Origin of the sequence: Clostridium thermopalmarium DSM 5974 (assembly GCF_002995795.1) — a bacterium.
GTDB lineage: Bacteria > Bacillota > Clostridia > Clostridiales > Clostridiaceae > Clostridium_H > Clostridium_H thermopalmarium.
The window spans coordinates 1-22,492 of the sequence record NZ_PVXN01000037.1; the positions used below are offsets into that span (position 1 = coordinate 1).

The window sequence follows — 22,492 nt, forward strand, 5'->3', positions numbered from 1 at the left end:
TTTCATTTTTAAACCCTAAATTTTTTCCAGTAAAAATCGGAATTTATATATTTCAATTATTATTCATCTAAACCATTACATATCAAGGGGCTACGCCCTATTTATTTTTTAATCTGCGAAACTTCTGATTATTTCTTCCTTATTAATCCTATATTAAAAATAGTATATGCAGTATTATATGCATATACAACTTCTTTCATTAAGTTTATATTAAAAAAGAATTAAATTTATTTTTTTCCTTATACTATTCTTAATAAAGTATAACCTTAAATGAGGTGAGATCTATGAATGAAGCTCTTATAGTTCTTGTTAGAGGAATAATAGGCTTTTTTAGTTTATTGATTTTTGCCCGCATTCTAGGTAAACAGCAAATCAGTCAGCTTACTTTCTTTGACTATATACTCGGAATAACCATAGGTTCTACAGCCTCTACTTTAACCACAGACTTAACGAGCACAGTCTGGTGCCATTGGGTTGGTCTGCTTACTTGGACTGTTTTATCTCTTATATTGCAATTTATTGCTCTAAAGTCCAAAAGGGCTTCAGATTATTTGGATGATAAACCTACAATAATAATTATGAATGGAAAAATATTAGAATCCTCCATGAAAAAATTGAGATATAGGTTAAGCGATCTTCTTGAACAATTAAGAGATAAAGGAGTTTTTGATTTAAATCAAGTAGCTTTTGCAATATTAGAAAAAGATGGTCAACTATCTGTATTGAAAAAACCAGAGTATGAGCCTGTAACTCCAAAGGATTTAAACTTAACCGTTCCTCCTTCTTATTTAAGTTCAGAATTAATATATGATGGTATTGTTATTGAAGAAAACCTAAAAAAGGTTAACAAGGATATGAAATGGTTAGATCTTCAATTAAAAGCCCATAACGTAAAACATATATCTGATGTTTTTATAGCAACCTATAACCCACCAGATTCAATTTATATCGACCTTTACAAGGACCATATCCAGTAAAAAGGAGGAAAATATAGATATGAAAAAATTCTTAGGCTATATGATACCTGTAGCTGCTTTAGCTATATTTATAGCTATTATGCTAAGCGGAAACTATTTAAAACAACCTTTCAACCCTTCTGAGGACGTAATAGGTTTCGTAAATGCTGCTATAGAAGATGTTCAATCTGAAAATTGGATAAAAGTTGAAAGTGACATATATAATATTGAAAAAGCGTGGAATAAAATCATTCCTAGAATTCAATTTAGCGTAGAAAGAGATGAAATATATAACATAGGAATAAACATAGCTAGACTAAAAGGAGGTCTATCTTGTAAAGATAAACCATCAATTCTTACAGAACTATATGAACTTATAGAAAACTGGAACGAATTATCGAGATAAAGCTCCTAGTTGCAATACTTGGAGCTTTATTGATTTTCTATAAAGCATTATTTCATAAATATAGATATACCTAATAATATTATATAGCATACATTCATTAGCACAAAATTTTTTACTGATATAACAAATGTTTCTGACTTGCTAGGTTTGTTTTGAAATACTTTTATATTCTTTCTCACTGGAATTAAAGTAATGAGCATTAAAAATAGCTTAAAGGGAAGTATCTTTAATAATATTAATAATATTATATCTACATATCCTATATAATACAAAATTTCAAATACTTTTAGTGCAGTTTTTTCACCTATATAATATGGCAAAGTAAATCTTTTGTTTTTTATATCTTCTTCTACATCACAAATATTATTTGCAAGCATGATGTTAGCAATTCCATTTATAAGAGGTATGCTTATTAAGAACATATATAATATTTCTCTTATATTCATAGTGATGCCTAAAATATCATTATTATATGTTAATGAAAGTATTCCTGCATCATATACATGTATATATATTGATAAAAATGTAATTATGAATCCCATAAATATACCCGAAAAAATCTCTCCTAAAGGCATACGGGAAATTGGAATAGGCCCAAATGTATAAAGAATTCCTGCTATAAAGCATATTGCTCCTACAAAAAGTACAACCAAATTTGTATTTAGCGCAAGAAATACACCAAATATTGTGGCAATGGTAAGTAAGATAAATATTATAGCTAGAGCTGTAGATTTTTTTATATTATACTTTTCAATAGCATTTTTTACTTCGTAATTATACCCTCCATTAGCATGTGCCTTTCTATAATCACAATAATTATTGATTGCTGTTGTTGCCATATCAAAGGTTATTAATGATATAAACATAATTATGAAATTTTTTAAACTAAAGCTCTCATACCTATACAAAGTATAAAGGGTTCCAAGGGTAAATGGTATCACACTTGCAACCTTAGTTCGTATTTCAACATATTGAAAAAAAGCACGTAACATCAATTTTATCACCCTCTAATTCACAAGAGTAAACTCATCATTAGTAATTTTAAAATTATCTTTTATTCCTTCAGTTACATAAACCTTTTTATCTTTAGTAATAAATATGGCATCCACATTTTTAATGTTTTCAATAAAATCTATTCCGCCTTTTAAGCCCTTTGAAAATACAGAAGTTGAAAGAGCATCCCCATCTATAGATTTATCACTTATTATAGTTACTCCTGCTATTTCATTATCATAAGGATATCCAGTAAAAGGATTCAAAATATGATGATACTTTTTACCGTCTTTTTCTATGAATCTTTCATATATACCTGATGTAACTACGGATTTATTTTCTACATATATTGTTCCGACAATTTCTCCTCTTGACTGAAATGGATTTTGAATTCCTATTTTCCACAGCTCTCCATCCGGCTTTGTGCCTAGAGCAAATACGTTTCCTCCCAAATCTATAATTGCACTTTTTACACCTTCGTTTTTTAAAACTTCTGCAACAGCATCTGCTGCATATCCCTTTGCTATAGCACCAAGGTCAATAATCATTTCCTTTTTCTTTAAAAATATAGTCTTATCTTTCTCGTTTAATTGTAAATCTTTATATCCTACAAGTTTAATTTTTTCATCTACTTCTGATTTAGTTGGAACCTTAGCCTCTGGAAGCCCTATACTCCAAAGCTTTACTATAGGACCTACTGTTATGTCGAAGCTTCCTTTTGTCAACTCAGAATATTCTAATCCCTTTTTAGTTATGGCGAATGTATCATCCTTGACCTTTACTGGCTTCTTTCCAGCAGCCTCATTCACCTTATCTAATTCCGTTCCTTGTTTATTTATACTTACTTCACTTTCGATTTGCCTAATTCTATCAAACCCTTTAGAAATTATATTTTGATCTTTTTTATCATATAGAGAGATTTTAACTACTGTACCCATAAAAAAATTAGTTCTGCTTATAGGCTCACTTGAATTATTTTTTGTACAAGCAACCATACTTATGCTGGATATAAATATGGTCAATACTAGCAGTACCTTTTTTATATTATTCATTAAAAAAGTCCTCCTTCATGTGAATTAAGGAAAAAAACCTTAGACTTTGTATATCAAGCCTAAGGTCAAATTCTAATTAATTATATCAAATTTAAATTAATTGTCTAGTAACTATTCTGCCATATCAATAGTTGCTACTGATGTATCTCCATTTTTTGCATTTTCAAGTGCTTTTCCAGCAAGTTTCTTAAAGTTCTCTACAGAATGAGTTGCACCTGCTACAGTATCCACAGCTTCTGGATCTTGTTTTTCAACTAATGAATCTTCTAATTCTTTAGTGTATTTAGCTGGACCTGTTTTTACTTTTTCTTCCATCTTCTTGTTGTATTCAGCATCTTCTGACTTGAACTTTCCATCTTTATTTGTGTAATCAAAGTTAACTGCAACAATTTTTCCATCCTTAATTTCTACTTCAACAAATGGTTTCCAACCCTTATCATCAAAATCTTTAGCTTCTGCCTTATATGTTCCATCTTTTAAAGCTGATTCAGTCTTTGCAGTATCCTCAGTTTGAGTTTGATTTTGAGTATTTGTTTCACCAGATTCTTGTTTAGAACCACATCCAGCAAGTAATCCCGCACTTATAACAGTAGTAGCAAGTATTACAGATAACCACTTTTTCTTCATTTATTAATCCTCCTATTGATTAATTTAGTTTGTGAAATATCAAACAAAATTTTTAAGCTTATTTTAATTTAAGTCAACTTTTTTTGCAATTCAATTATACTATACTTCCTTTACATTTAGACATTTGAATTTTTAATGCTATATTAGATTTCCTTATATCAAATTCAATATTTTTTTTGTACTACCTTAGTATTTTCAATGGATACAAGGGTTTAGATATATTTTTTATATATAAGCTTTCCTTATTATACATATGGACATACAGCTAATTTAAATATAAAATTCTATTCAGACAACAAATTTATTTCAGTTTTTATTTCGTTATTATTATTTTATTAATGTTTATTTTTTATTAATATTATTTTATTAATGTTTATTTATATGATAAGAGGTGATTTTAAATGTCAGCAAACACAAAGATATTAATCTTGGGTGCCGGCTATGGTGGAGTTCATGTAGCTAAAAAGCTTGCAAAAAAATACAAAAAAAATGATTCTATAGAAATTACACTAATCGACAAAAACCCTTTCCATACTTTAATGACAGAGCTTCATGAAGTAGCTGGTGGAAGAGTTCATCCTGAATCTGTTCAAATTGAGTTAAGCAAAATATTTGGCAGAACTAAAGTTAATGTGGTTACAGACTATATTGAGAAAGTAGACACAGATAAAAAGGTAGTAACCACTTCCTACGGCAAATACGAGTATGACTATTTAGTTATAGGTACAGGTTCCGAACCTGCTTTCTTCGGCGTTCCAGGAGTAAAAGAGAACGGATTTACTCTTTGGTCTTTTGAAGATGCAATAAGGATAAGAGAGCACATTCAAACTATGTTCTCTTTAGCATCAAAAGAAAGAAATGAAAAGAAGAGAAAAGAAATGCTTACTTTTGTAGTGGCCGGTTCTGGATTTACTGGAATTGAAATGGCTGGAGAACTTCTTGAATGGAAAAGCAAACTAGCTAGAGAGTATAATGTAGATGAAAAAGAGGTAAAATTATTAGTAGTAGAAGCAATGTCTACTATCTTAAATATGCTTGATAGAGGTCAGGCCGATAAAGCAGAAAAATATATGAAAAAGCACGGTATGGAGATATTAAAAGATTCTCCTATTGTAGAAGTTAATAAAAACAGCATAAAGTTGAAGGACGGAAAAGAAATTCCAACTCAAACACTTATCTGGACTTGTGGTATACAAGCTAATCAAGAATCTAGCGAATATGGATTACAAAGCGGAAGAGCTGGAAGACTTATTGCAAATGAGTTTATGCAAGCATCTGGCAAAAAAGATGTATTTGTAGTTGGTGACATAGCTTATTATGAGGAAGAACCAGGACGTGGAACCCCTCAAATAGTTGAAGCAGCTCTTCAAACTGGAGATACAATAGTAAAAAATATAATTGCCTCTATAGAAAACACAAAAATGACTAAATTTAAATCAAACTATCATGGCTTTATGGTTTCAATTGGAGGAAAATATTGCGTAGCCAATCTTTCTGGAATAAAATTATCTGGATTCTTTGCTATGCTTATGAAGCACTTAGTTAACCTCCACTATCTTTGGGGAGTAAACGGAATTAATGCTTGTTATCATTATCTAATTCATGAATTCTTCTCAATAGAAGATAAAAGAAATATAATGAGAGGTCACTTATCCTCTAAAGGAAATAGATTATGGCTTGTTCCATTAAGATTGTTTATGGGAGTTATTTGGCTTTTAGAAGGTTTAGAGAAATTTGTTGGAGAAAGTACTTGGGCTGATAAAGGATTTAAAGCTTTATTAAATGGTCCTGCTTCTGATAGTTGGATTAAGGCCGGAAATATTAAAATGCCTTTTGAATGGCTTCAAACTGCCGCTAACTCTGGAGCATCAGAAGCTGCATCCACTGCTAGCGAGACTGCTACACCAATATTAAGCCATATGCCAAGTTTTTACAGTACAATAATGAAGATTATGATACCAAGCCCTGAAATCGCTGTTTGGTTCCAAAGAATGGTTGTTTGCATTGAAATAGGTATAGGTCTTGCTTTACTTGCAGGTTTATTTACATTCTTAGCAAGTGCCGCATCAGCATTTATGGTTACTAACTTTATTCTTTCAGCAATGGCTGGATGGGATATACTATGGTATTTCTTTGGTGCTATAGCTCTAATGGGTGGAGCAGGTAGAACCTTTGGATTAGATTACTGGGTAATACCATGGATAAGTAAAACATTAAGTAATTGGTGGTTTGGAAAGAGAGTTCCTGTTTATAATCAAAAAACATCTCTTTAAGAATTTAGATAAAATAGAATGATTTTAAATTAATATGCTAATAATAATTTGCTTTAATATAGGTAGAGTGAACTTCACTCTACCTTATGATTACTTATAAAAAAGTAATGTAGAGGATGATGATATGGATAAAATATGGGACAATTATAAAGATATAAAAGATGAATTAAATAATGTTATTTCTTTCATGGAAAAGAGCGTAAAATGCAAAGATAAAAAAATAGAAAATTCCATTAAAGAGCTAATTCATTCTGGTGGAAAGATGCTTAGACCTGCATTTGTTATAATATCCTCTCACTTTGGAAATTATGATAAAGAAAAGACTAAAATTTTAGCCTCTGTAATCGAAATGCTTCATATGGCAACCTTAGTTCATGATGATGTTATAGATGATTCTAAAACAAGGCGAGGCAAGGAAACTATTCAATCAAAATATGGTAAAGATTATGCGGTATATATTGGAGATTTTCTTTTTTGTGTATGCTTTAAAATTTTAGCTTCTTCTTCAAGTCTTCAAAGTATAAAAATAGACAGCAACTCCATGTCTAGAATTTGCTTAGGAGAAATAAACCAATTGAATTCAATGTTCGATACAAAGTTATCTGTAAAAGACTACCTAAATAGAATTTCTGGCAAAACAGCTGAACTATTTTCCCTTTCTCTATACACAGGTGCTGCTGAAAGCGGATGCAGCGATGCTCTTTCAAAACAATTTTGGAAAATAGGTCATAATATTGGAATGGCTTTTCAAATTATAGATGATGTTTTAGATTATGTAGGTACTGATGATTCTATAAAAAAGCCTGCAGCAAGCGACTTAAAGCAAGGAATATTCACACTTCCATTTATATATGCTGCAAAGAAGAATAGAAATGCTTTCAAACATTATTTAGAAAAAGAAAGCTTTTCAGATGAAGATGTAAAGAATATTATATCTTTAGTAAATAAATATGAAGGTATTAAAGATGCAAAAGAGCTTGCAAATAAATATACAAAGAAAGCTTTTAAATTAATCGATAATCTTCCAGAAAACCCCTACAAAACAGTATTAAAAGAAGTTGCAGAAAAACTTCTCTTAAGATCATACTAAAAGGACAGTGCATTGTTTTGCACTGCCCTTTTTAATCATTAAAATTTACTTAATATTTTCTTAGTTTCTCTTTTAAATATATCTATCAATTTCTTATATTTGCTATAACTATTCTTATTATAAGAAAAGAATATATCATATTTAAAAGATAGATCTTCCACCTCAAAAGTCTTTATTATGCCCTTCTCAATTTCTTCTTTAACAGAATTTTTAGGAAGGAGACTTATATCATCAGTCTTTTCCACAGACTCCTTAGCTATGCATATAGAATTAGCAGTGAATACAAGCTGCAACTCCTCTATATTAACCCCTTTAGATTTAAGGCCGTAATTGAGTGCTGAATATATATCTGGTCCATCACCTAATAATACAAAGAAATACTTTGAGAGCTCCTTGGCAGAGATCTTATCCCCAATATCTATGCTAGGATTAGCTACAAATATTAATTCACCGGTACCTACTTTAAAGCTAGTTATGTTATCTGTTTCTATGCTCTCGTAAGTTACAGCCACATCTGATAGATTTTTATCTAGTTCTACCTGAATATTGTCTTGGGGCATATTATTAAGCTTAAAAAACCATTGAGGATTTATATCCTTTATAGCAAGCAGAACTTCTAGAATAATAGAGTCAATTTCAGAAGAAGATGATGAAACTACAAAAGTACTTCTATGCTCCTTTATGTTAGAAATATCCTCTAATATTCTATCATATGCTCTAATCATAGTTTTCACATGCCTGAGTATCATTTCTCCTTCTTCTGTAAGAGTAGCCCCTTTGTTACTCCTCTCAAGAAGAGGTATTCCCAGCTCTTGCTCAAGTTTTGAAATACGTTGGCTAAGAGCTGACTGAGATATATGAGAAAGTCCCGCTACCTTGGATATACTTTTTAAAGTTGCAACATCATAAAAATTCTTTAGAAATTGAATATCCATATATTATTCTTCTTTTTCTACAGCTATTTTTAAATCTTCTCCATTAATCTTGAAGTCATTATATTCTCTATCTTCATTGTAAAGTATTGCTGTAGCGAGAGTCTCATTCTTTATATGATCTTCAAACTTTTTAGTTACTTCTTCAAGCATCTTGTTTCCTGCAACATAGAGTTTTATTCTATCTGCAACTTCAAAACCGCTTTCTTTTCTTAGGTTTTGAACCTTGCTTAAGATTTCACGAACAAAGCCTTCTTCTCTAAGCTCTTCTGTAATAGTAGTGTCAAGAATAACTCCTACCTCTCCTTCTCCTGCAAAAGCAAATCCTTCAAGTCCATGCATTGTTACAAGCAGATTTTCAGAAGTAAGTTCTATTTGGTCCTCTAAACCTTCTACATTTATAAATACAGACTTACCATTATTTATAGCTTGAGCAAGTTCCACTTGGTTTTGTTCAGCTATTGCCTTTCTTATAGCAGGAATATATCTTCCATAAGTCTTACCTAGTACTGGTAAATTAGGTTTAATTTCAAAATTAACATATTGTGAAAGATCTGCACCGAATTTAACATTTTTAATGTTAAGCTCTTCTTTTATTATATCTCCATAGTACTCTGGAAGAGACATTACACTAACAAGCATTTCTGCAAGAGGCTGTCTGTTCTTTATATTAGCTGAGTTTCTAGCACTACGTCCAAGCTTTACTACCTTATAAGCTAAATCCATTTCTTCTTCAAGCTTACTATCTACAAGGCTCAAATCATATTTTGGCCAATTTAGAAGGTGAACACTTTCAACTGCATTACTATCTAAATTAACTACTAAGTTTTGATATATTTCCTCTGTCATAAATGGTACAAATGGTGCTGCAACTTGAACAAGAGTTACAAGAACTCTATAAAGTGTTGTATAAGCTCCTATCTTATCATCTGTAAGCTCTGTAGTCCAGAATCTTGCTCTGTTACGTCTTACATACCAGTTTGAAAGTTCATCAACAAAGTCTTCAAGCTCTGATGCTGCTTCAACTATTTTATATCCATCTAAATTTTCTTCTACATTTTTAATCAATGTATTTAGCTTAGATATTATCCACTTATCCATTACATTTTCTGATACAAAATCCTTATAATCTAGTGGATTAAACTTATCAAGCTCAGCATATAGTACATAGAAAGAATATACGTTCCATAATGTACTTAAAAACTTTCTTTGTGTCTCTCTTACATCTTCCTCTGAAAATCTTGTTGGAAGCCATGGCGCACTAGCTGTATAGAAATGCCATCTTGTTGCATCTGCTCCTTCATTATCTAAAACTTCAAATGGATCTACTACATTTCCCTTTGACTTTGACATCTTAAGTCCATGCTTATCTAAAACGTGGCCTAAAACTATACAGTTTTCAAAGTCACTTTTACCAAACAATGCTGTAGATATTGCAAGTTGTGAATAGAACCATCCTCTTGTTTGGTCCACAGCCTCTGATATAAACTGTGCTGGGAAAGTCTTTTCAAATACTTCCTTATTTTCAAAAGGATAATGATGCTGTGCAAATGGCATTGAACCAGAGTCAAACCAACAGTCTATAACCTCATGAGTTCTTGTCATCTGTTTACCGCAATGAGGACAAGTAAGTTTAACCTTATCTATATATGGCTTATGAAGTTCTATATCCTCTGGAACATTTATTCCTTTCTCTCTAAGTTCTTCAATGCTTCCTATACACTCTCTATGACCACATTCACATTCCCAAATTGGAAGTGGAGTTCCCCAATATCTATCTCTTGAAATACCCCAGTCTATAACATTTTCAAGGAACTTACCAAATCTTCCTGTTCTAATGTTATCTGGATACCAATTTATCTTATTGTTGTTTTCTAAAAGCTGATCCCTAAGAGATGTCATTTTTATAAACCAGCTATCCTTTGGATAGTAAAGAAGTGGTGTATCACATCTCCAGCAGTGTGGATATGAGTGAGTAAATTTCTCTGATTTATAAAGCATTCCATGTTCTTTTAGATATTCTATTATCTTAGGATCTGCTTTTTTAACAAACATTCCCTTCCAAGGCTCAACTGCATCTACAAATTTACCTTCTGCATCAACTAGATTTATAAGAGGAAGATCATATTTCTTTCCTGTTATGTTGTCATCCTCACCATAAGCTGGTGCTGTATGTACAACTCCTGTACCATCTGTTAGAGTTACGTAGTCTCCATGTACTACATAAAATGCCTTTTTCTCTGGTGTAACGAACTTAAGAAGCTGTTCATATTCTGTTCCTAATAATTCTTCTCCTTTAAACTCTCTAACTATTTCATATTCTCCAACTAAAACCTTTGGAGCAAGTTCTTTTGCAAGTATTAAATATTCTCCGTTATTTAATACTTCTACATAATCAAAGTTCTTATTTATTGTCAAAGCTACATTACTTGGTAATGTCCAAGGAGTTGTTGTCCAAGCGAGTATATACTTATTTTCTTCTCCTTTTACTTTGAATTTAGCAAAAACAGTAGCTTCCTTAACATCTTTATATCCTTGAGCAACCTCGTGAGAAGATAGTGCTGTTCCGCATCTTGGACAGTATGGGGTTATTCTATGTCCTTTATATAGTAAGCCTTTTTCCCACATTTGCTTTAATGCCCACCATACAGATTCTATATAATCATTGTGATAAGTTACATAAGGATTATCCATATCAACCCAGAAAGCTAGTTTTTCGGACATATCCTTCCAAAGACTTGTGTATTTAAATACGCTTTCCTTACATTCCTTAACAAACTTTTCTACTCCATATTCCTCTATTTGAGGTTTACCTGAAATTCCAAGTTTCTTTTCTACTTCAAGTTCTACTGGAAGTCCATGAGTGTCCCAACCAGCCTTTCTTAAAACCTTATATCCCTTCATAACTTTATATCTTGGAATTAAATCCTTTATAACTCTTGTCAAAACGTGTCCTACATGTGGTTTACCGTTAGCTGTTGGAGGACCATCATAAAAGGTGAAATATTCACCATCTTGATTTCTATCAAAACTTTTCTGAATTATATTATTCTCCTTCCAAAGCTTTGCTATATTTCTTTCCATCTCAACAAAGTTTGTAGAAGTTTCAACCTTTTTGTACATCTCTCTATCTCCTCTCTCTAAAAGTGTAACTATTATTAAAATTATTACCAAAAACCTATTTCATAAACTTAGTCCTATCATAACCTTTAATTTAAAATTTTAATAAACTTTTAGTGCCTGACTTAAGCTATACTTCTGACCTAAAGCTTTACTTTCCAATATCTCTATATTATAACAAAAAGAGCTCCGCCCATAAGGACGCAGCTACGCATAAACCACCTATGTGAAGTCAGTTCAAGTACTATCATACTCTATTTCTTAACGCGAAATGACGAATAAACTTACTAGGATCAATCCTTTTCAGTTCTTTACTCCCAGGTGATTTTCTTTAAGCCTTAGCTATGGGGTTTCCACCATCCCCCACTCTCTTTTAGCATACAGCTTAAGTACTTTTCCTGTTCATAGTATTTTTCAATCTTCATTATCATTTTTAGTCATATTATATTATAAGGATACAGTATTGTCAATTCCTGCTTATACTTTATTCATATAAATAAAATATATAAGAAAAAAAGATTGATTAAAGCAATCTTTTTTCTTTATATGTTATATAGTCTCCTAGCCTCTGCTAGGTATGTTACTTTTTAAGAGTGATATGAAATATAGTCTCCTAATCTTTATTAGGTATGTATTACAATCTCTCACGATTTTAATTCTATCATTAATGCACAACTTAGGCAATAGGTTTTTTAATATTTTCTTTATTTTTCATTTAACTTTTTTATTATCTATTACTATTATATTCAAAATTTCAAAATTAATTACAAATCTAAGGAAATTCTAAGCTTTCCATCCAAAATATCCATAAAATCTTTTTGTAAGGTTGCAATATGTCTTCCAAGTCTTGCTTTTGATACCACTTTTATCTGCTCAGCAAGAACTGTACCTGTAATATGATTTTTTTCACCATCTTCAAGAACATAGTCACTTTCTCTAAGCTCTATATGTACAGCAATCTTCTTAGGTCTATTAGATATGGGTGCAATTATAGTAGTTGGAGCATTCTTGTTTCCTGTATCATTTTGAATTATTATAACTGGTCTAATTTTATTTTCCTCTGAACCAATGTTTTGCCCAAGCTCACAAGTCCATATTTCGCCTCTTCTTGGGATTACTTTTGTACATCTTGATGCATTGTCATTCATCTTCATCTGTTCGTTTACCCATCTAACATAATTATGAATTTTCACAATAGCATAGGCACTTTTTCTTGTATTTTCAATATCTAAACTTTTCTTTATTAGTTCATTCACCATAGAATCATATTCTTTTAATAAGTCATAAATACCTTCTTTCTCTTTAATTATAAATTTTTTCAATTCTTCATCATTCATGGTACTAATGTCCTGTTTCATTATCAAATCCCCCTTATGTTACTTCATAACCAGAAATACCCCTTTATTCCCCCTATTACTATTCATGCTTTATGTACCTACTAATTCCACTAATATTACAACAGCATATACTATTAAAGCCCCATACACAGGCCAATTCATAACCTTTACAGATGTTTCTCTTTCCTCAAGACCATCTTTTCCATATATCTTAGTTAATTTTCCTATTAATATTATTATGATTCCTAAACATATTATGCCTAAAATTAGCATTGAAAAAAATGTATTAATCAGTTGAGCTTTTGACATAGAGGATATTCCTGTATTTTGCGCTAGTTCTACAGACTCACCGCCTAAACGCATCATCTTAGTTGCAAGTTCTGATAAAAGCACCTGAGTTCCATTGATTGTAAAATGACATATCATAGATGAATATATAGAACCCGTTATCCTAACTAAATATGCAAATATTATTCCCAAAACAAAGGCATATAATAATTGATTTCCATCTAAATGCAATATTCCAAAGAAAGTTCCTGTCATTAAAGCAGCTTTTCTTATATTAATATTTTCATATCCAGCTAAAACCACCCCCCTCATAGTAATCTCTTCACAAATAGCAGGTATTAAAGCTATTATACACAATCTCACTATAAGTGGAATATCGTCTAAACTTGAAACAACTTGACTTATTCGATTTGGAAAAACAAATTGAGTTATGAAAGATAAAAACATAGCTATGGGTTGTGCGAATATTCCTACAGCAATAATAATCCCTATAGATTTAATTCCTATTTTTTTTAACTTTAGTGTATCCTTAATAGGCTTTTTAGTAATTATAAAATAAATTATAGTAGGAATCAGCAACAAAAGTATCTGAGGTAATACAATGTATAGTTCAGAACTTATATTCATTCTTCTAAATATTGGTATAAGAGCCATAGGTGCTATTGCATATAATAGTAACAAAATAAATGCAAATAAGTTAGCTTGAAATACACTTTTATTTTCCATACATAACTCCTCTTTAAAAATTAATCATATAATACTACTAATATAATAAAGGAAGAGACAAAATATTACAACTTACTTTTTGTAATATTTTTCTCTTCCTTTTCCTCTATTTTCCTATAGTTTTCATAATTCCTCTTGCTATAGCTTCTGCATATTTTTGTTGATATTCTGGATTTTTTAGCATAGCCTCCTTTTCAGGATTGCTTATAAACTCTAGCTCCACAAGAACTGCAGGAGCATTTGTATATTTAAGTACATAAAGTCCATTTCTCTCTTTTATTCCCCTGTCTTTAAAACCAAGCTCTGATATGATTTCATTTTGTATATTTTTAGCTAAAGCCATACCCTTAGTACTTCCGCCAAAGTAACAGGTTTCTACACCAGTTACTGAAGAATTATCAAAACTATTTACATGAATAGAAACAAAATAGTCTGCTTTTGCATTGTTAGCTATATTAACTCTAGTTTGAAGTTCAGTATTTTTATCATTAAGCCAGCTGTCAGTATCATTGGTTCTAGTATATATAACTTCTATTCCATTCTTTTTTAGAATATCTCCAATTTTAAAAGTTACTGCTAATGTTATATCCTTTTCCTTAGTTTTATTTTGTCCTACAGCTCCTGAATCTGGACCACCATGTCCTGCATCTAAAACTACCTTAATCTTCTTTTCTACAGACTTAGGTGATATTACTATAGTAAGTTTTATTTCTTTATTATAGTTTTTAACCCTTCCTATAAGTGTTATGGTTCCTGCCTTGCTTGTATCTATGCTTTCTTTGTCCCAAATAACATCTGCTTGGATTGTTTCACCTAATATAGTAGTGGCTTCAACTGTTTGAGGTAATGTATACTTGTCCCCTTCAGTTATCTTCACATTAATATCATTTATTGTTTTTATTTCAGCATTAGAAGTTCCAGGATCCACTTTAGAATTTACAATAATCTTGAAAGTTACTTCATTATTGTAATTTAAAACAGTTCCTTTGTAATAATATGTACCTTCCTTTGAAGTATCCACAGAGGTCTTGTCCCATTTTACAGTTACTTTAGAAATTGTACCATCACTCATTTTAGCATCTAGACTAGTTGGCAATGTATATTTTTCATTCTTATACAATAAAATTGTCTTACCAGGTACCTCTGTTATATAAACCTTTTGAGGAATACTTAAATATTTCAATACAGCAGATGCTATAGCTACTGCGCTGTTATCCTTGAAAGTTTGAGTATTTAAAATCGCCTCTTCTTTAGGATTGGTTATATATCCCAAATTAGTATATACAGCTGTAGCATTTACACTACTCAAAGTTTTTAAAGTGCTCTCTTCAATAACTCCATTTTGGCTTGCTTTATTATAAAGCTCATCCTTAATATAAGAAGCTAGTTTTTGAGAATTAGCATCTCCTTTTAAATAATATGTTTGTGAACCAGTAGCAGTAGTGCTTATAGCATTGCAATGTATGCTTACAAGTATATCTGCTTTAGCATCATTAACTATTTTACTTCTAGCTGCTATGCTCTCATTAGCACTCCAAGGCACACTATCTGTAGTTCTAGTATAAACTACGTTTATTCCATTTGCTTTTAAAATTTCTCCAGCCTTTAATGCTACATATAGATTTATATCTTTTCCTTTTACTCCAGAAGGACCTATTTCATTTGCTTCATCATTCGCAGCACGTCCAGCATCTAAAACTACTACTGGCACTTTAGGTGATTCTGGTTTTTCTGTTTGAGTTGTATTAATTGTAAATTTCATTTTTACAGGAGCCTTTATCTTATTTCCCTTTTTAGATTTAACCTGATCCTTTATAACTAAAGTATAGGTTTTTCCTTCTTCATAACTTTCTAATGGAGAGACAGATACAGTTTTGCTATCTTTGCATTCTACCTTGATCTTTTGCTCTTCATTTTTATCATTCAATACCACTATATTATCTGTGTTAATAGACTCTGGATCTAATTCATTGTTAAATTTTATAGTCCATACCTTATTAGTATTTATATCCTCCCCCTTTCTTTCTTCCAGTTCTTCATAATCAAGGGCTAATGCTCTTGGTGATAGACCCACTACAACAAAAAATACAATTACTGAAAATATCAAAAATCTTTTTATTAAGTTCACAATACCACCTCTCCAAAATCAAGATTCATATGTATATTTTATTTTATGTAGATAAATAATGCAATGATTCTACATATATCTTGAAATTTATGAAATATTTATTTGAATTTTTTCGCTTTATATACATATACGAAAATTTTTAGATTTAGTTTGTTTTATGTGTTTAAGAATTAAATTATCAGTGTAATTTTTTATACAGTTAAGTCCATACTATATGATATAATTACCTATAATGGAAATACTAAAGTTTTGTAAAGGAAGTGTTTTTAATGGAAATAACTTGGATTGGTCATTCCTGCTTTTTAATTAAAGATTCCAAAGGGAGAAGAATTTTAACAGATCCTTTTGATGATTCTGTAGGATACAAAACCTTTAAAGATGAAGTTGATTTAGTAACCATAAGTCATCATCATTTTGATCATGATTACTTAGATAGCATAAAGAATAAGCCTGAAATTATAGATAAAGTAGGTTTATTCAACAAATGTGATATACCTGTAGAAGGAATACCATCTTATCATGACGATGTAAAAGGAGCTAAAAGAGGAGAAAATATTATTTATGTATTAACTATAGATGGATACAAAGTCTGTCATTTAGGAGACCTTGGACATATTCTATCTGAAGAAGACATAAAAAAGATAGGAGATATTGATGTGCTTCTTATTCCCGTTGGAGGAAATTATACTATAGATGGAAAGGAAGCTTCATACGTTGCAAAAAGTATTAATCCTCACATAATAATACCTATGCACTATAAAACATCCTATATATCTTTCCCTATATCTGGAGTTGAAACCTTTATAACCAACATGAAAAATGCTACTAAAGTAGAAAGTCATATTCTTAAAGTTGAAGGTGAACTTACAGAAAGAAATGTAGTTAAAATTCTAGAACCAGCTCCACAAAATTAATAACTAGGTTCTTTGTATATCCAAAAGATTTTAAATATATTAGTTAAAAGTGCAAAGTTTAAAATTCCCTATATGTTTAAGGGAGTTTAGGAAGTTTAGCATCATTTAATAACCAATACACAATTTCTTATTCCCTACTCCCTAAACTTACTAAAGCCCCTAAACTCCCTAAACTTGTTTTTATTATGCTCTTCACTACTATTATAAAGTTATTTCCACTCTATCAAGTCTTACTAAAACTTTAATGTCTTTTATTCCTACGGTTTCAGTTCTTAAGGTGCTGCTGTTGCTTATTAATAATAATTTACTACTATCTAATTTCTTTATTTGTCTTACATATCTTTTATTGCCTCTTTCTATAAGACAAATTGCATTGTTTTCTATTTCATGAGTTATATGTCCAAAGGCTATATCACCTTTTGATATTCTATATCCTATCATATCATCATCTTCTATTTGCAAAAATAAAACCTTATCCTTTGAATAGCCTTCTATTTTATTATTTATAACAGGCATCTTTCTTAACGCTAAAGCTTTGTTCATGTCATAACCATAAACTGGGACTGACTTCAGTACAGAGCTAAAAGCATCATTCCAAATATCATTTACTGCCTCAACATTCTTTTTATTTTCTCTTTTTTCTTCTTTTTTATCTATTGCCTCTTCAAAGGTTTCAGCTTCAAAAGACATTGTGATATCATTAAAATCTTTTCCTAAAACCTTTGATATTTTATTCATAATACTTTCATTTATAACTCTTCTTCCGCTTTCCACTTCTTTTATAAAACCCTCTGAAACTCCAAGCTTTTTAGCTAGCTGTTTTTCAGTCATTTTTAAGCTTAATCTAGCATCTTTTATCTTGCTCCCCACTCTGCTCATATCTCAATTTCCTCCAAATTAACATTTTTTAAGATAATATATTATTATATTATATTTTAATACAATGTTTCCTCACTTATCAACAATACATTTTATAAGTAAAAATAAAACAGCCCTTGAAATGAAATAATCTCAAGGGCTAATTTCTACTTTATTCTATTATCTTTTTTCTTGCTTCTTTCTACTCTCATACCACTCTCGTTCTTGCATTAGGTGTTCCAAAAGTTCTTTAAACTTCCATCCAATTGATGTAGGCGTTACCACAGCAAAAATCGGTTTTTCATTAAAGTTATCTTTAATTACCTTCATCCCGTTCATAACATCACTATCTTCGCATCCATTAAATAAAACTACTTTTTCCTTAGGTAAATTACATATCTTTTTTTCATATGCCTTACCTAATAAAATATCTCTTACTGTAGTTTCTCCCATATCATCTTTAATGACTTTATATTGAGGAAGGTTATTTTCATCTGATAACCTTTTTAATACTTCTTCTTCCTGGTTGTTAAACCCGTAAATCAATAATGTTTTTTCAGTTTCAGAAGCCATTTTTACACCTCAACTTTTTCTATATTTTTTCTGGTTCTGGATAGTCTACTCCAAAAGTATCCACTACAACACTTTCCATAACTTGATCTTCATACGGCTTATCTCTATAGTCTGTCTTTGTGTTAACTATTTTATCTACTGCTTCCATTCCCTCTATTACCTTACCAAAGGAAGCATATTGCCCATCTAGATGTGGAGCTGCTTCTACCATAATAAAAAATTGACTTCCAGCTGAATTTGGATCCATAGTTCTCGCCATGGATAATACCCCTCTTGTGTGTTTTAAATCATTTTTAAATCCATTAAATGTGAATTCACCCTTTATTGAATATCCTGGTCCTCCAACTCCTGTACCTTTTGGATCTCCTCCTTGAATCATAAAGCCTGGAATCACTCTATGAAATATGAGTCCATTATAGAACCCTTTCTTTACTAAGCTGATGAAATTATTAACTGTATTAGGAGCAATATCTGGATATAATTCAGCCTTAATAATATCTCCATTTTTCATTTTAATGGTAACAATCGGATTCATAATATTTTTTCTCCTCTCATTCTAACTTCTGCAAGATATTTAATATACTAGACTAAATTATACCATATTATACATATTCACCACAAAAGTTTCAATAAATCTTTTCACTTGTCCAATTTATACTAATGTTGAGACGAGATACCTCATCACTAAGCCTTATAAATAGGCATCCCTTTGGAAGCATTATTAGTGCATAGTCCTTTAAAATATCGCACTCCTCATTTTGTAAGAGTTTTTTTCTTTCCAGTTCAACTTTTTTATTATCTCTATGTGTTTGCATTTTTGTTTCAATATTAAATATTCCTGCTTTATTTGTACACTTTGAATCTTCTAAACCTCTAAATAGTTCTTCTTCTCCATGCATTAGACGTAATTCGTTATCTTTATCTTCAATAGAAATTTTTATAGTTTTTATTGTACATATCTCATTACTATTAGAAGGATTTTTGATGATAATATAATTAAACTTTTCTTTTTCATTAAGTTTTATATAGGATGTCCTATCCTTAGATTCATCTATTAAATCCTCCGCTTCCTTTCTTACAGTAAAAACTTTCACTTTATCACCTTATTTCTATAGTTATAGTCCGCTGTCGATAAAAACTCTTATAGTAATAGCTTATTCTTGTCTTTACTTAAGGTGATAAATTGTTTTATTATAATTGTAATAACTTTTTTGATACCTCTATAATTTCATTACTTTCTAAAGAATTTAAAATAGTAATTTTACCCTTCTCTTTTTTATCATTAATTATATCTCTATTTAGCAACTGTCTTTTTAGCTGTGCTGCCGTTCCCTTGCTTCCATCTATAATTGCAACTTTATCTCCTAAAACATTAGCTAACTCTTCCTTTATAAATGGATAATGAGTGCATCCAAGAACCACAGAAGATACATTTTCATTTTTTAAAGGTAGAAATTTTTCTTTTAAAAATTCATTAACCTCTCTTCCTTTTACTATTCCTTTTTCTATATATTCAACTAATCCCGGACAAGGGAGAGGTACTATATCGGCATTTTCTTTATATCTTTCCATAAGATTATAAAACTTTTTTTCTGACAATGTCATAGGTGTTGCCATTATTACAATTTTTCCTTCTCTTTTTAGCTCAACTGCTGGTTTTAAAGCAGGTTCTATTCCTATTATGGGCATATTTTTGTATGTATTTCTTAAGTTCTCAATGGCAGCACTAGTTGCAGTATTGCAGGCTACAACTATAGCCTTAACACTATACTTTAATAATAGCTCCGATGCCTTAAAACTTAGTTCTCTTACCTCATCAACACTCTTTGTTCCATAAGGAGCGTTCTTTGAATCTCCAAAATATATAAAATCCTCATTTGGAAGAAGTTTTATAGCTTCTCTTAATACGCTTAATCCCCCAACTCCTGAATCAAAAAATCCTATAGGCATATTTTTCACATTCATATTATTTAAAATTCGCCTCCGATTTCTAAAATATATATAATATATTATGAGATTATATTTCATACATATTTTTATACTTATATTACTTTTAATATTGACTCCCTTTAATTATAAACCTTAATGATTTAATTTCAATTTTTCTTTCTATAGTTTATAATATTTATTGTTTATTAATTTTCAGTCTGAGGATTTTAAACTTTTACATGATCTCACTTTCTAATTGACAGTTTGATAATTATATAATATTATTTTTATATAATTATTAATATACTATGGCTCAAAATGATAAATATCTAAAATTCTCATAAAACTTTAAGCACTTCAATAAAAAGGAGGATAAATATGTTTAATGATTTAATTTACACCATCCACAAAGAAGAACACTCAGAAGAAGTTCTGAAGAAATTACTAACCTCTCATCCTGAAATCAAGTTTGTATCTGTAGTAGGTATCGATTTATCAGGCAATGACACAGATGCCAAAATCCCTATGAGAATATTTTTAGAAGATATAAACGGATTTTTAAAGGGTGCAATACAAACAGATGGATCTTCTGTAGCCTTTCCTGGAATTGCTACTTTGAATAATGCTAAGGTGGACATGATTCCAGATACTGAGGTTGATTGGTTCGTAGATTATAATTTTGAAAACTTTGATAAAGAGTTAGGAAAACCTATAGGAACTCTTAGAATTCCATGTTTTTTAATGCATGAAGGAAAAGCAATAGATTCAAGACATATTTTAAAGTCTTCTATTACTAATATGAAACAAAATCTAATGAATTTCTTTAAAAACTGTCCTGAATTATTGGATGTATACGGAATAGCTATAGATGATATACAAGATATAGTTGCTACAGCTGCGACAGAGCTTGAATTTTGGGTGAAAACTCCTCAGGAAAAAGCTCATGTTGAAGAGCTTTCAATTTCCCAAGTGCTTAAAGAACAGTATTGGACTAGGACAAGAGGTGTAGTTAGAACAGCTCTAGAAGAAACTTTAATATTAATGGATAAGTACGGCTTAAATGCTGAAATGGGCCATAAAGAAGTTGGCGGAGTTAAAGCTACTTTAGGAGAAGGCGGAAATCTTACTCATATAATGGAACAACTAGAAGTGGACTGGAAATATGCAGATGCTCTTCAAGCTGCTGACAACGAACTATTTGTAAGAATTTTAGTAAAAGAAACTTTTAGGCGCCACGGACTTGATGTATCTTTCCTTGCTAAACCTGTAGATAACGTAGCTGGCAGCGGTAAGCATACTCATTTGAGCATAGCTTTAAAATTGAAGAATGGGAAAAAAATAAACTTATTTGCTCCAACAACTAAACACTTCTTAAGCATTTATGGATATGCTTCTCTAATGGGTGTATTAAAAAATTATGAAATTATAAATCCTTTTGTAACTGCAACCAATGATTCTTTCAGAAGATTAAAACCTGGATTTGAAGCTCCTGTTTGTATAGTTACCTCTATAGGCCATTCTGTAGATGTACCTTCTAGAAATAGAACTATATTAGTAGGTGTTATACGTGATATTGGCTCTCCTCTTGCTTATAGATTTGAACTTAGATCCCCTAACCCTCATACAAATACTTATCTTGCCTTAGCAGCTCTATTTATGGCTTGCAACGATGGTATAAACTATGCACTAACTAACAAAAAGACAGAGGATGAACTTTTAGCAGAACTTTCAAAAAAAGCTGGAGATGAAGCTGATTATCTTGAAAAGGACAGGGCTTATAGAAGCGAAGATGATGTTTTCGAGGACTACACTGAAGAAGAACGAAATAGATTATTTGGAAAAGCTCCTGCCACAGTATACGAAAACCTCAGTGCCTTTGATGCTTACCCTAAAAAACTAGAAACTTTAAAGTCAGGAAACGTATTTACTGATAAGATAATTGAAAGTTATAAGTCTGCTGTAAAAGACAGATGGATAACAGAAATTAAAGGAAGAATCATTCCTCATTATATTGATGAAATCAGAAGCTTCAAAATACTTCATGATACCTCAAAAGCTCTTGATATTGATGTTACTATGTGGCAAAAGGTTAATGAGCTAAGGCTTTATTTAATGAAGGATTGTTACTCTTCAAAATCTTTATTTACACGAATAAGAGAAGCAATTAAAAACCAAGACTACGAAACTGTGTCTAATCTTCAACTTGAAATGGAAAGTAAAATGTCAGAGTTAAGAGAGCTTTATAGTGACTATGCTAGAAATCTTCTAGATATATAGTTATAATTAGAAA

Annotated in this window: 19 protein-coding genes and 1 other annotated feature; of the genes, 6 read left to right on the plus strand and 13 right to left on the minus strand. The window is 30.8% G+C overall.

What is annotated here, in order from left to right:
* Positions 1–284: 284 nt before the first annotated feature.
* Positions 285–977: a DUF421 domain-containing protein gene (locus CPAL_RS07535; RefSeq protein WP_061857707.1), complete on the plus strand. Its 693-nt coding sequence runs from the start codon at positions 285–287 to the stop codon at positions 975–977.
* Between the two features lie 19 nt (positions 978–996).
* Positions 997–1,362, plus strand: a complete 366-nt coding sequence (locus CPAL_RS07540; protein WP_061857708.1) for a DUF4363 family protein — start codon at positions 997–999, stop codon at positions 1,360–1,362.
* Positions 1,363–1,409: 47 nt separating this feature from the next.
* Here CPAL_RS07540 and menA read toward each other — a convergent pair whose 3' ends face one another.
* From menA to CPAL_RS07555, 3 genes are all read right to left on the minus strand, one after another.
* Positions 1,410–2,354: a 1,4-dihydroxy-2-naphthoate polyprenyltransferase gene (gene menA / locus CPAL_RS07545; RefSeq protein WP_242862608.1), complete on the minus strand. Its 945-nt coding sequence runs from the start codon at positions 2,352–2,354 to the stop codon at positions 1,410–1,412.
* A 15-nt stretch (positions 2,355–2,369) separates the two neighbouring features.
* The gene (locus CPAL_RS07550; RefSeq protein ID WP_106024355.1) at positions 2,370–3,407 is read right to left on the minus strand and encodes an FAD:protein FMN transferase; all 1,038 of its coding nucleotides are present in this window, start codon (positions 3,405–3,407) and stop codon (positions 2,370–2,372) included.
* 111 nt (positions 3,408–3,518) lie between these two features.
* On the minus strand, positions 3,519–4,034 hold the full coding sequence (locus tag CPAL_RS07555; protein WP_061857711.1) for an FMN-binding protein: 516 nt from the start codon (positions 4,032–4,034) through the stop codon (positions 3,519–3,521).
* A 401-nt stretch (positions 4,035–4,435) separates the two neighbouring features.
* Here CPAL_RS07555 and CPAL_RS07560 point away from each other — a divergent pair, with 401 nt between their 5' ends.
* On the plus strand, positions 4,436–6,307 hold the full coding sequence (locus CPAL_RS07560) for an FAD-dependent oxidoreductase (RefSeq protein ID WP_106024356.1): 1,872 nt from the start codon (positions 4,436–4,438) through the stop codon (positions 6,305–6,307).
* A 124-nt stretch (positions 6,308–6,431) separates the two neighbouring features.
* Entirely contained in the window at positions 6,432–7,397 is a 966-nt protein-coding gene (locus CPAL_RS07565) for a polyprenyl synthetase family protein (RefSeq protein ID WP_061857713.1), read from the plus strand.
* 38 nt (positions 7,398–7,435) lie between these two features.
* Here the strand turns inward: CPAL_RS07565 and CPAL_RS07570 are convergent, their stop codons facing one another.
* The 5 genes from CPAL_RS07570 to CPAL_RS07590 all read right to left on the minus strand — a co-directional run bounded on the left by CPAL_RS07570 (position 7,436) and on the right by CPAL_RS07590 (position 15,928).
* Positions 7,436–8,332, minus strand: a complete 897-nt coding sequence (locus CPAL_RS07570) for a LysR family transcriptional regulator (RefSeq protein ID WP_061857714.1) — start codon at positions 8,330–8,332, stop codon at positions 7,436–7,438.
* A gap of 3 nt (positions 8,333–8,335) precedes the next feature.
* Complete coding sequence (gene ileS / locus CPAL_RS07575; protein WP_106024357.1) at positions 8,336–11,452, minus strand: isoleucine--tRNA ligase; 3,117 nt, start codon at positions 11,450–11,452, stop codon at positions 8,336–8,338.
* 191 nt (positions 11,453–11,643) lie between these two features.
* Positions 11,644–11,864: a binding site (T-box leader), on the minus strand.
* Between the two features lie 349 nt (positions 11,865–12,213).
* Entirely contained in the window at positions 12,214–12,807 is a 594-nt protein-coding gene (locus CPAL_RS07580) for a type II toxin-antitoxin system PemK/MazF family toxin (RefSeq protein WP_061857716.1), read from the minus strand.
* A gap of 69 nt (positions 12,808–12,876) precedes the next feature.
* Positions 12,877–13,800 carry a CPBP family intramembrane glutamic endopeptidase gene (locus tag CPAL_RS07585; RefSeq protein WP_106024358.1) on the minus strand — a complete coding sequence of 308 codons (924 nt, stop codon included), beginning with the start codon at positions 13,798–13,800 and terminating at the stop codon, positions 12,877–12,879.
* 106 nt (positions 13,801–13,906) lie between these two features.
* Positions 13,907–15,928 (minus strand): N-acetylmuramoyl-L-alanine amidase, encoded by a 2,022-nt coding sequence (locus tag CPAL_RS07590; protein WP_061857718.1) that lies wholly within the window; start codon positions 15,926–15,928, stop codon positions 13,907–13,909.
* Positions 15,929–16,197: 269 nt separating this feature from the next.
* Between CPAL_RS07590 and CPAL_RS07595 the strand changes: the two genes are divergently transcribed.
* Positions 16,198–16,842 carry an MBL fold metallo-hydrolase gene (locus tag CPAL_RS07595; protein ID WP_061857719.1) on the plus strand — a complete coding sequence of 215 codons (645 nt, stop codon included), beginning with the start codon at positions 16,198–16,200 and terminating at the stop codon, positions 16,840–16,842.
* 201 nt (positions 16,843–17,043) lie between these two features.
* Here CPAL_RS07595 and CPAL_RS07600 read toward each other — a convergent pair whose 3' ends face one another.
* From CPAL_RS07600 to murI, 5 genes are all read right to left on the minus strand, one after another.
* Positions 17,044–17,721 (minus strand): helix-turn-helix transcriptional regulator, encoded by a 678-nt coding sequence (locus CPAL_RS07600; protein WP_061857720.1) that lies wholly within the window; start codon positions 17,719–17,721, stop codon positions 17,044–17,046.
* Positions 17,722–17,880: 159 nt separating this feature from the next.
* Positions 17,881–18,273 carry a DUF3783 domain-containing protein gene (locus CPAL_RS07605; protein WP_061857721.1) on the minus strand — a complete coding sequence of 131 codons (393 nt, stop codon included), beginning with the start codon at positions 18,271–18,273 and terminating at the stop codon, positions 17,881–17,883.
* A gap of 19 nt (positions 18,274–18,292) precedes the next feature.
* Positions 18,293–18,808 (minus strand): peptidylprolyl isomerase, encoded by a 516-nt coding sequence (locus tag CPAL_RS07610; protein ID WP_061857722.1) that lies wholly within the window; start codon positions 18,806–18,808, stop codon positions 18,293–18,295.
* Between the two features lie 91 nt (positions 18,809–18,899).
* The gene (locus tag CPAL_RS07615; protein WP_061857723.1) at positions 18,900–19,367 is read right to left on the minus strand and encodes a hypothetical protein; all 468 of its coding nucleotides are present in this window, start codon (positions 19,365–19,367) and stop codon (positions 18,900–18,902) included.
* A gap of 97 nt (positions 19,368–19,464) precedes the next feature.
* The gene (gene murI, locus CPAL_RS07620) at positions 19,465–20,238 is read right to left on the minus strand and encodes a glutamate racemase (RefSeq protein WP_061857724.1); all 774 of its coding nucleotides are present in this window, start codon (positions 20,236–20,238) and stop codon (positions 19,465–19,467) included.
* Between the two features lie 342 nt (positions 20,239–20,580).
* Between murI and CPAL_RS07625 the strand changes: the two genes are divergently transcribed.
* Complete coding sequence (locus tag CPAL_RS07625) at positions 20,581–22,479, plus strand: type I glutamate--ammonia ligase (RefSeq protein WP_106024359.1); 1,899 nt, start codon at positions 20,581–20,583, stop codon at positions 22,477–22,479.
* Positions 22,480–22,492 lie beyond the last annotated feature (13 nt).

Excerpts from the sequence above, each read along its gene's own strand:
- CPAL_RS07535 (WP_061857707.1), top strand. The coding sequence starts at position 285 with ATGAATGAAGCTCTTATAGTTCTTGTTAGAGGAATAATAGGCTTTTTT.
- CPAL_RS07540 (WP_061857708.1), top strand. The coding sequence starts at position 997 with ATGAAAAAATTCTTAGGCTATATGATACCTGTAGCTGCTTTAGCTATA.
- menA (WP_242862608.1), bottom strand. The coding sequence starts at position 2,354 with ATGTTACGTGCTTTTTTTCAATATGTTGAAATACGAACTAAGGTTGCA.
- CPAL_RS07550 (WP_106024355.1), bottom strand. The coding sequence starts at position 3,407 with ATGAATAATATAAAAAAGGTACTGCTAGTATTGACCATATTTATATCC.
- CPAL_RS07555 (WP_061857711.1), bottom strand. The coding sequence starts at position 4,034 with ATGAAGAAAAAGTGGTTATCTGTAATACTTGCTACTACTGTTATAAGT.
- CPAL_RS07560 (WP_106024356.1), top strand. The coding sequence starts at position 4,436 with ATGTCAGCAAACACAAAGATATTAATCTTGGGTGCCGGCTATGGTGGA.
- CPAL_RS07565 (WP_061857713.1), top strand. The coding sequence starts at position 6,432 with ATGGATAAAATATGGGACAATTATAAAGATATAAAAGATGAATTAAAT.
- CPAL_RS07570 (WP_061857714.1), bottom strand. The coding sequence starts at position 8,332 with ATGGATATTCAATTTCTAAAGAATTTTTATGATGTTGCAACTTTAAAA.
- ileS (WP_106024357.1), bottom strand. The coding sequence starts at position 11,452 with ATGTACAAAAAGGTTGAAACTTCTACAAACTTTGTTGAGATGGAAAGA.
- CPAL_RS07580 (WP_061857716.1), bottom strand. The coding sequence starts at position 12,807 with ATGAAACAGGACATTAGTACCATGAATGATGAAGAATTGAAAAAATTT.
- CPAL_RS07585 (WP_106024358.1), bottom strand. The coding sequence starts at position 13,800 with ATGGAAAATAAAAGTGTATTTCAAGCTAACTTATTTGCATTTATTTTG.
- CPAL_RS07595 (WP_061857719.1), top strand. The coding sequence starts at position 16,198 with ATGGAAATAACTTGGATTGGTCATTCCTGCTTTTTAATTAAAGATTCC.
- CPAL_RS07600 (WP_061857720.1), bottom strand. The coding sequence starts at position 17,721 with ATGAGCAGAGTGGGGAGCAAGATAAAAGATGCTAGATTAAGCTTAAAA.
- CPAL_RS07605 (WP_061857721.1), bottom strand. The coding sequence starts at position 18,273 with ATGGCTTCTGAAACTGAAAAAACATTATTGATTTACGGGTTTAACAAC.
- CPAL_RS07610 (WP_061857722.1), bottom strand. The coding sequence starts at position 18,808 with ATGAATCCGATTGTTACCATTAAAATGAAAAATGGAGATATTATTAAG.
- murI (WP_061857724.1), bottom strand. The coding sequence starts at position 20,238 with ATGAATGTGAAAAATATGCCTATAGGATTTTTTGATTCAGGAGTTGGG.
- CPAL_RS07625 (WP_106024359.1), top strand. The coding sequence starts at position 20,581 with ATGTTTAATGATTTAATTTACACCATCCACAAAGAAGAACACTCAGAA.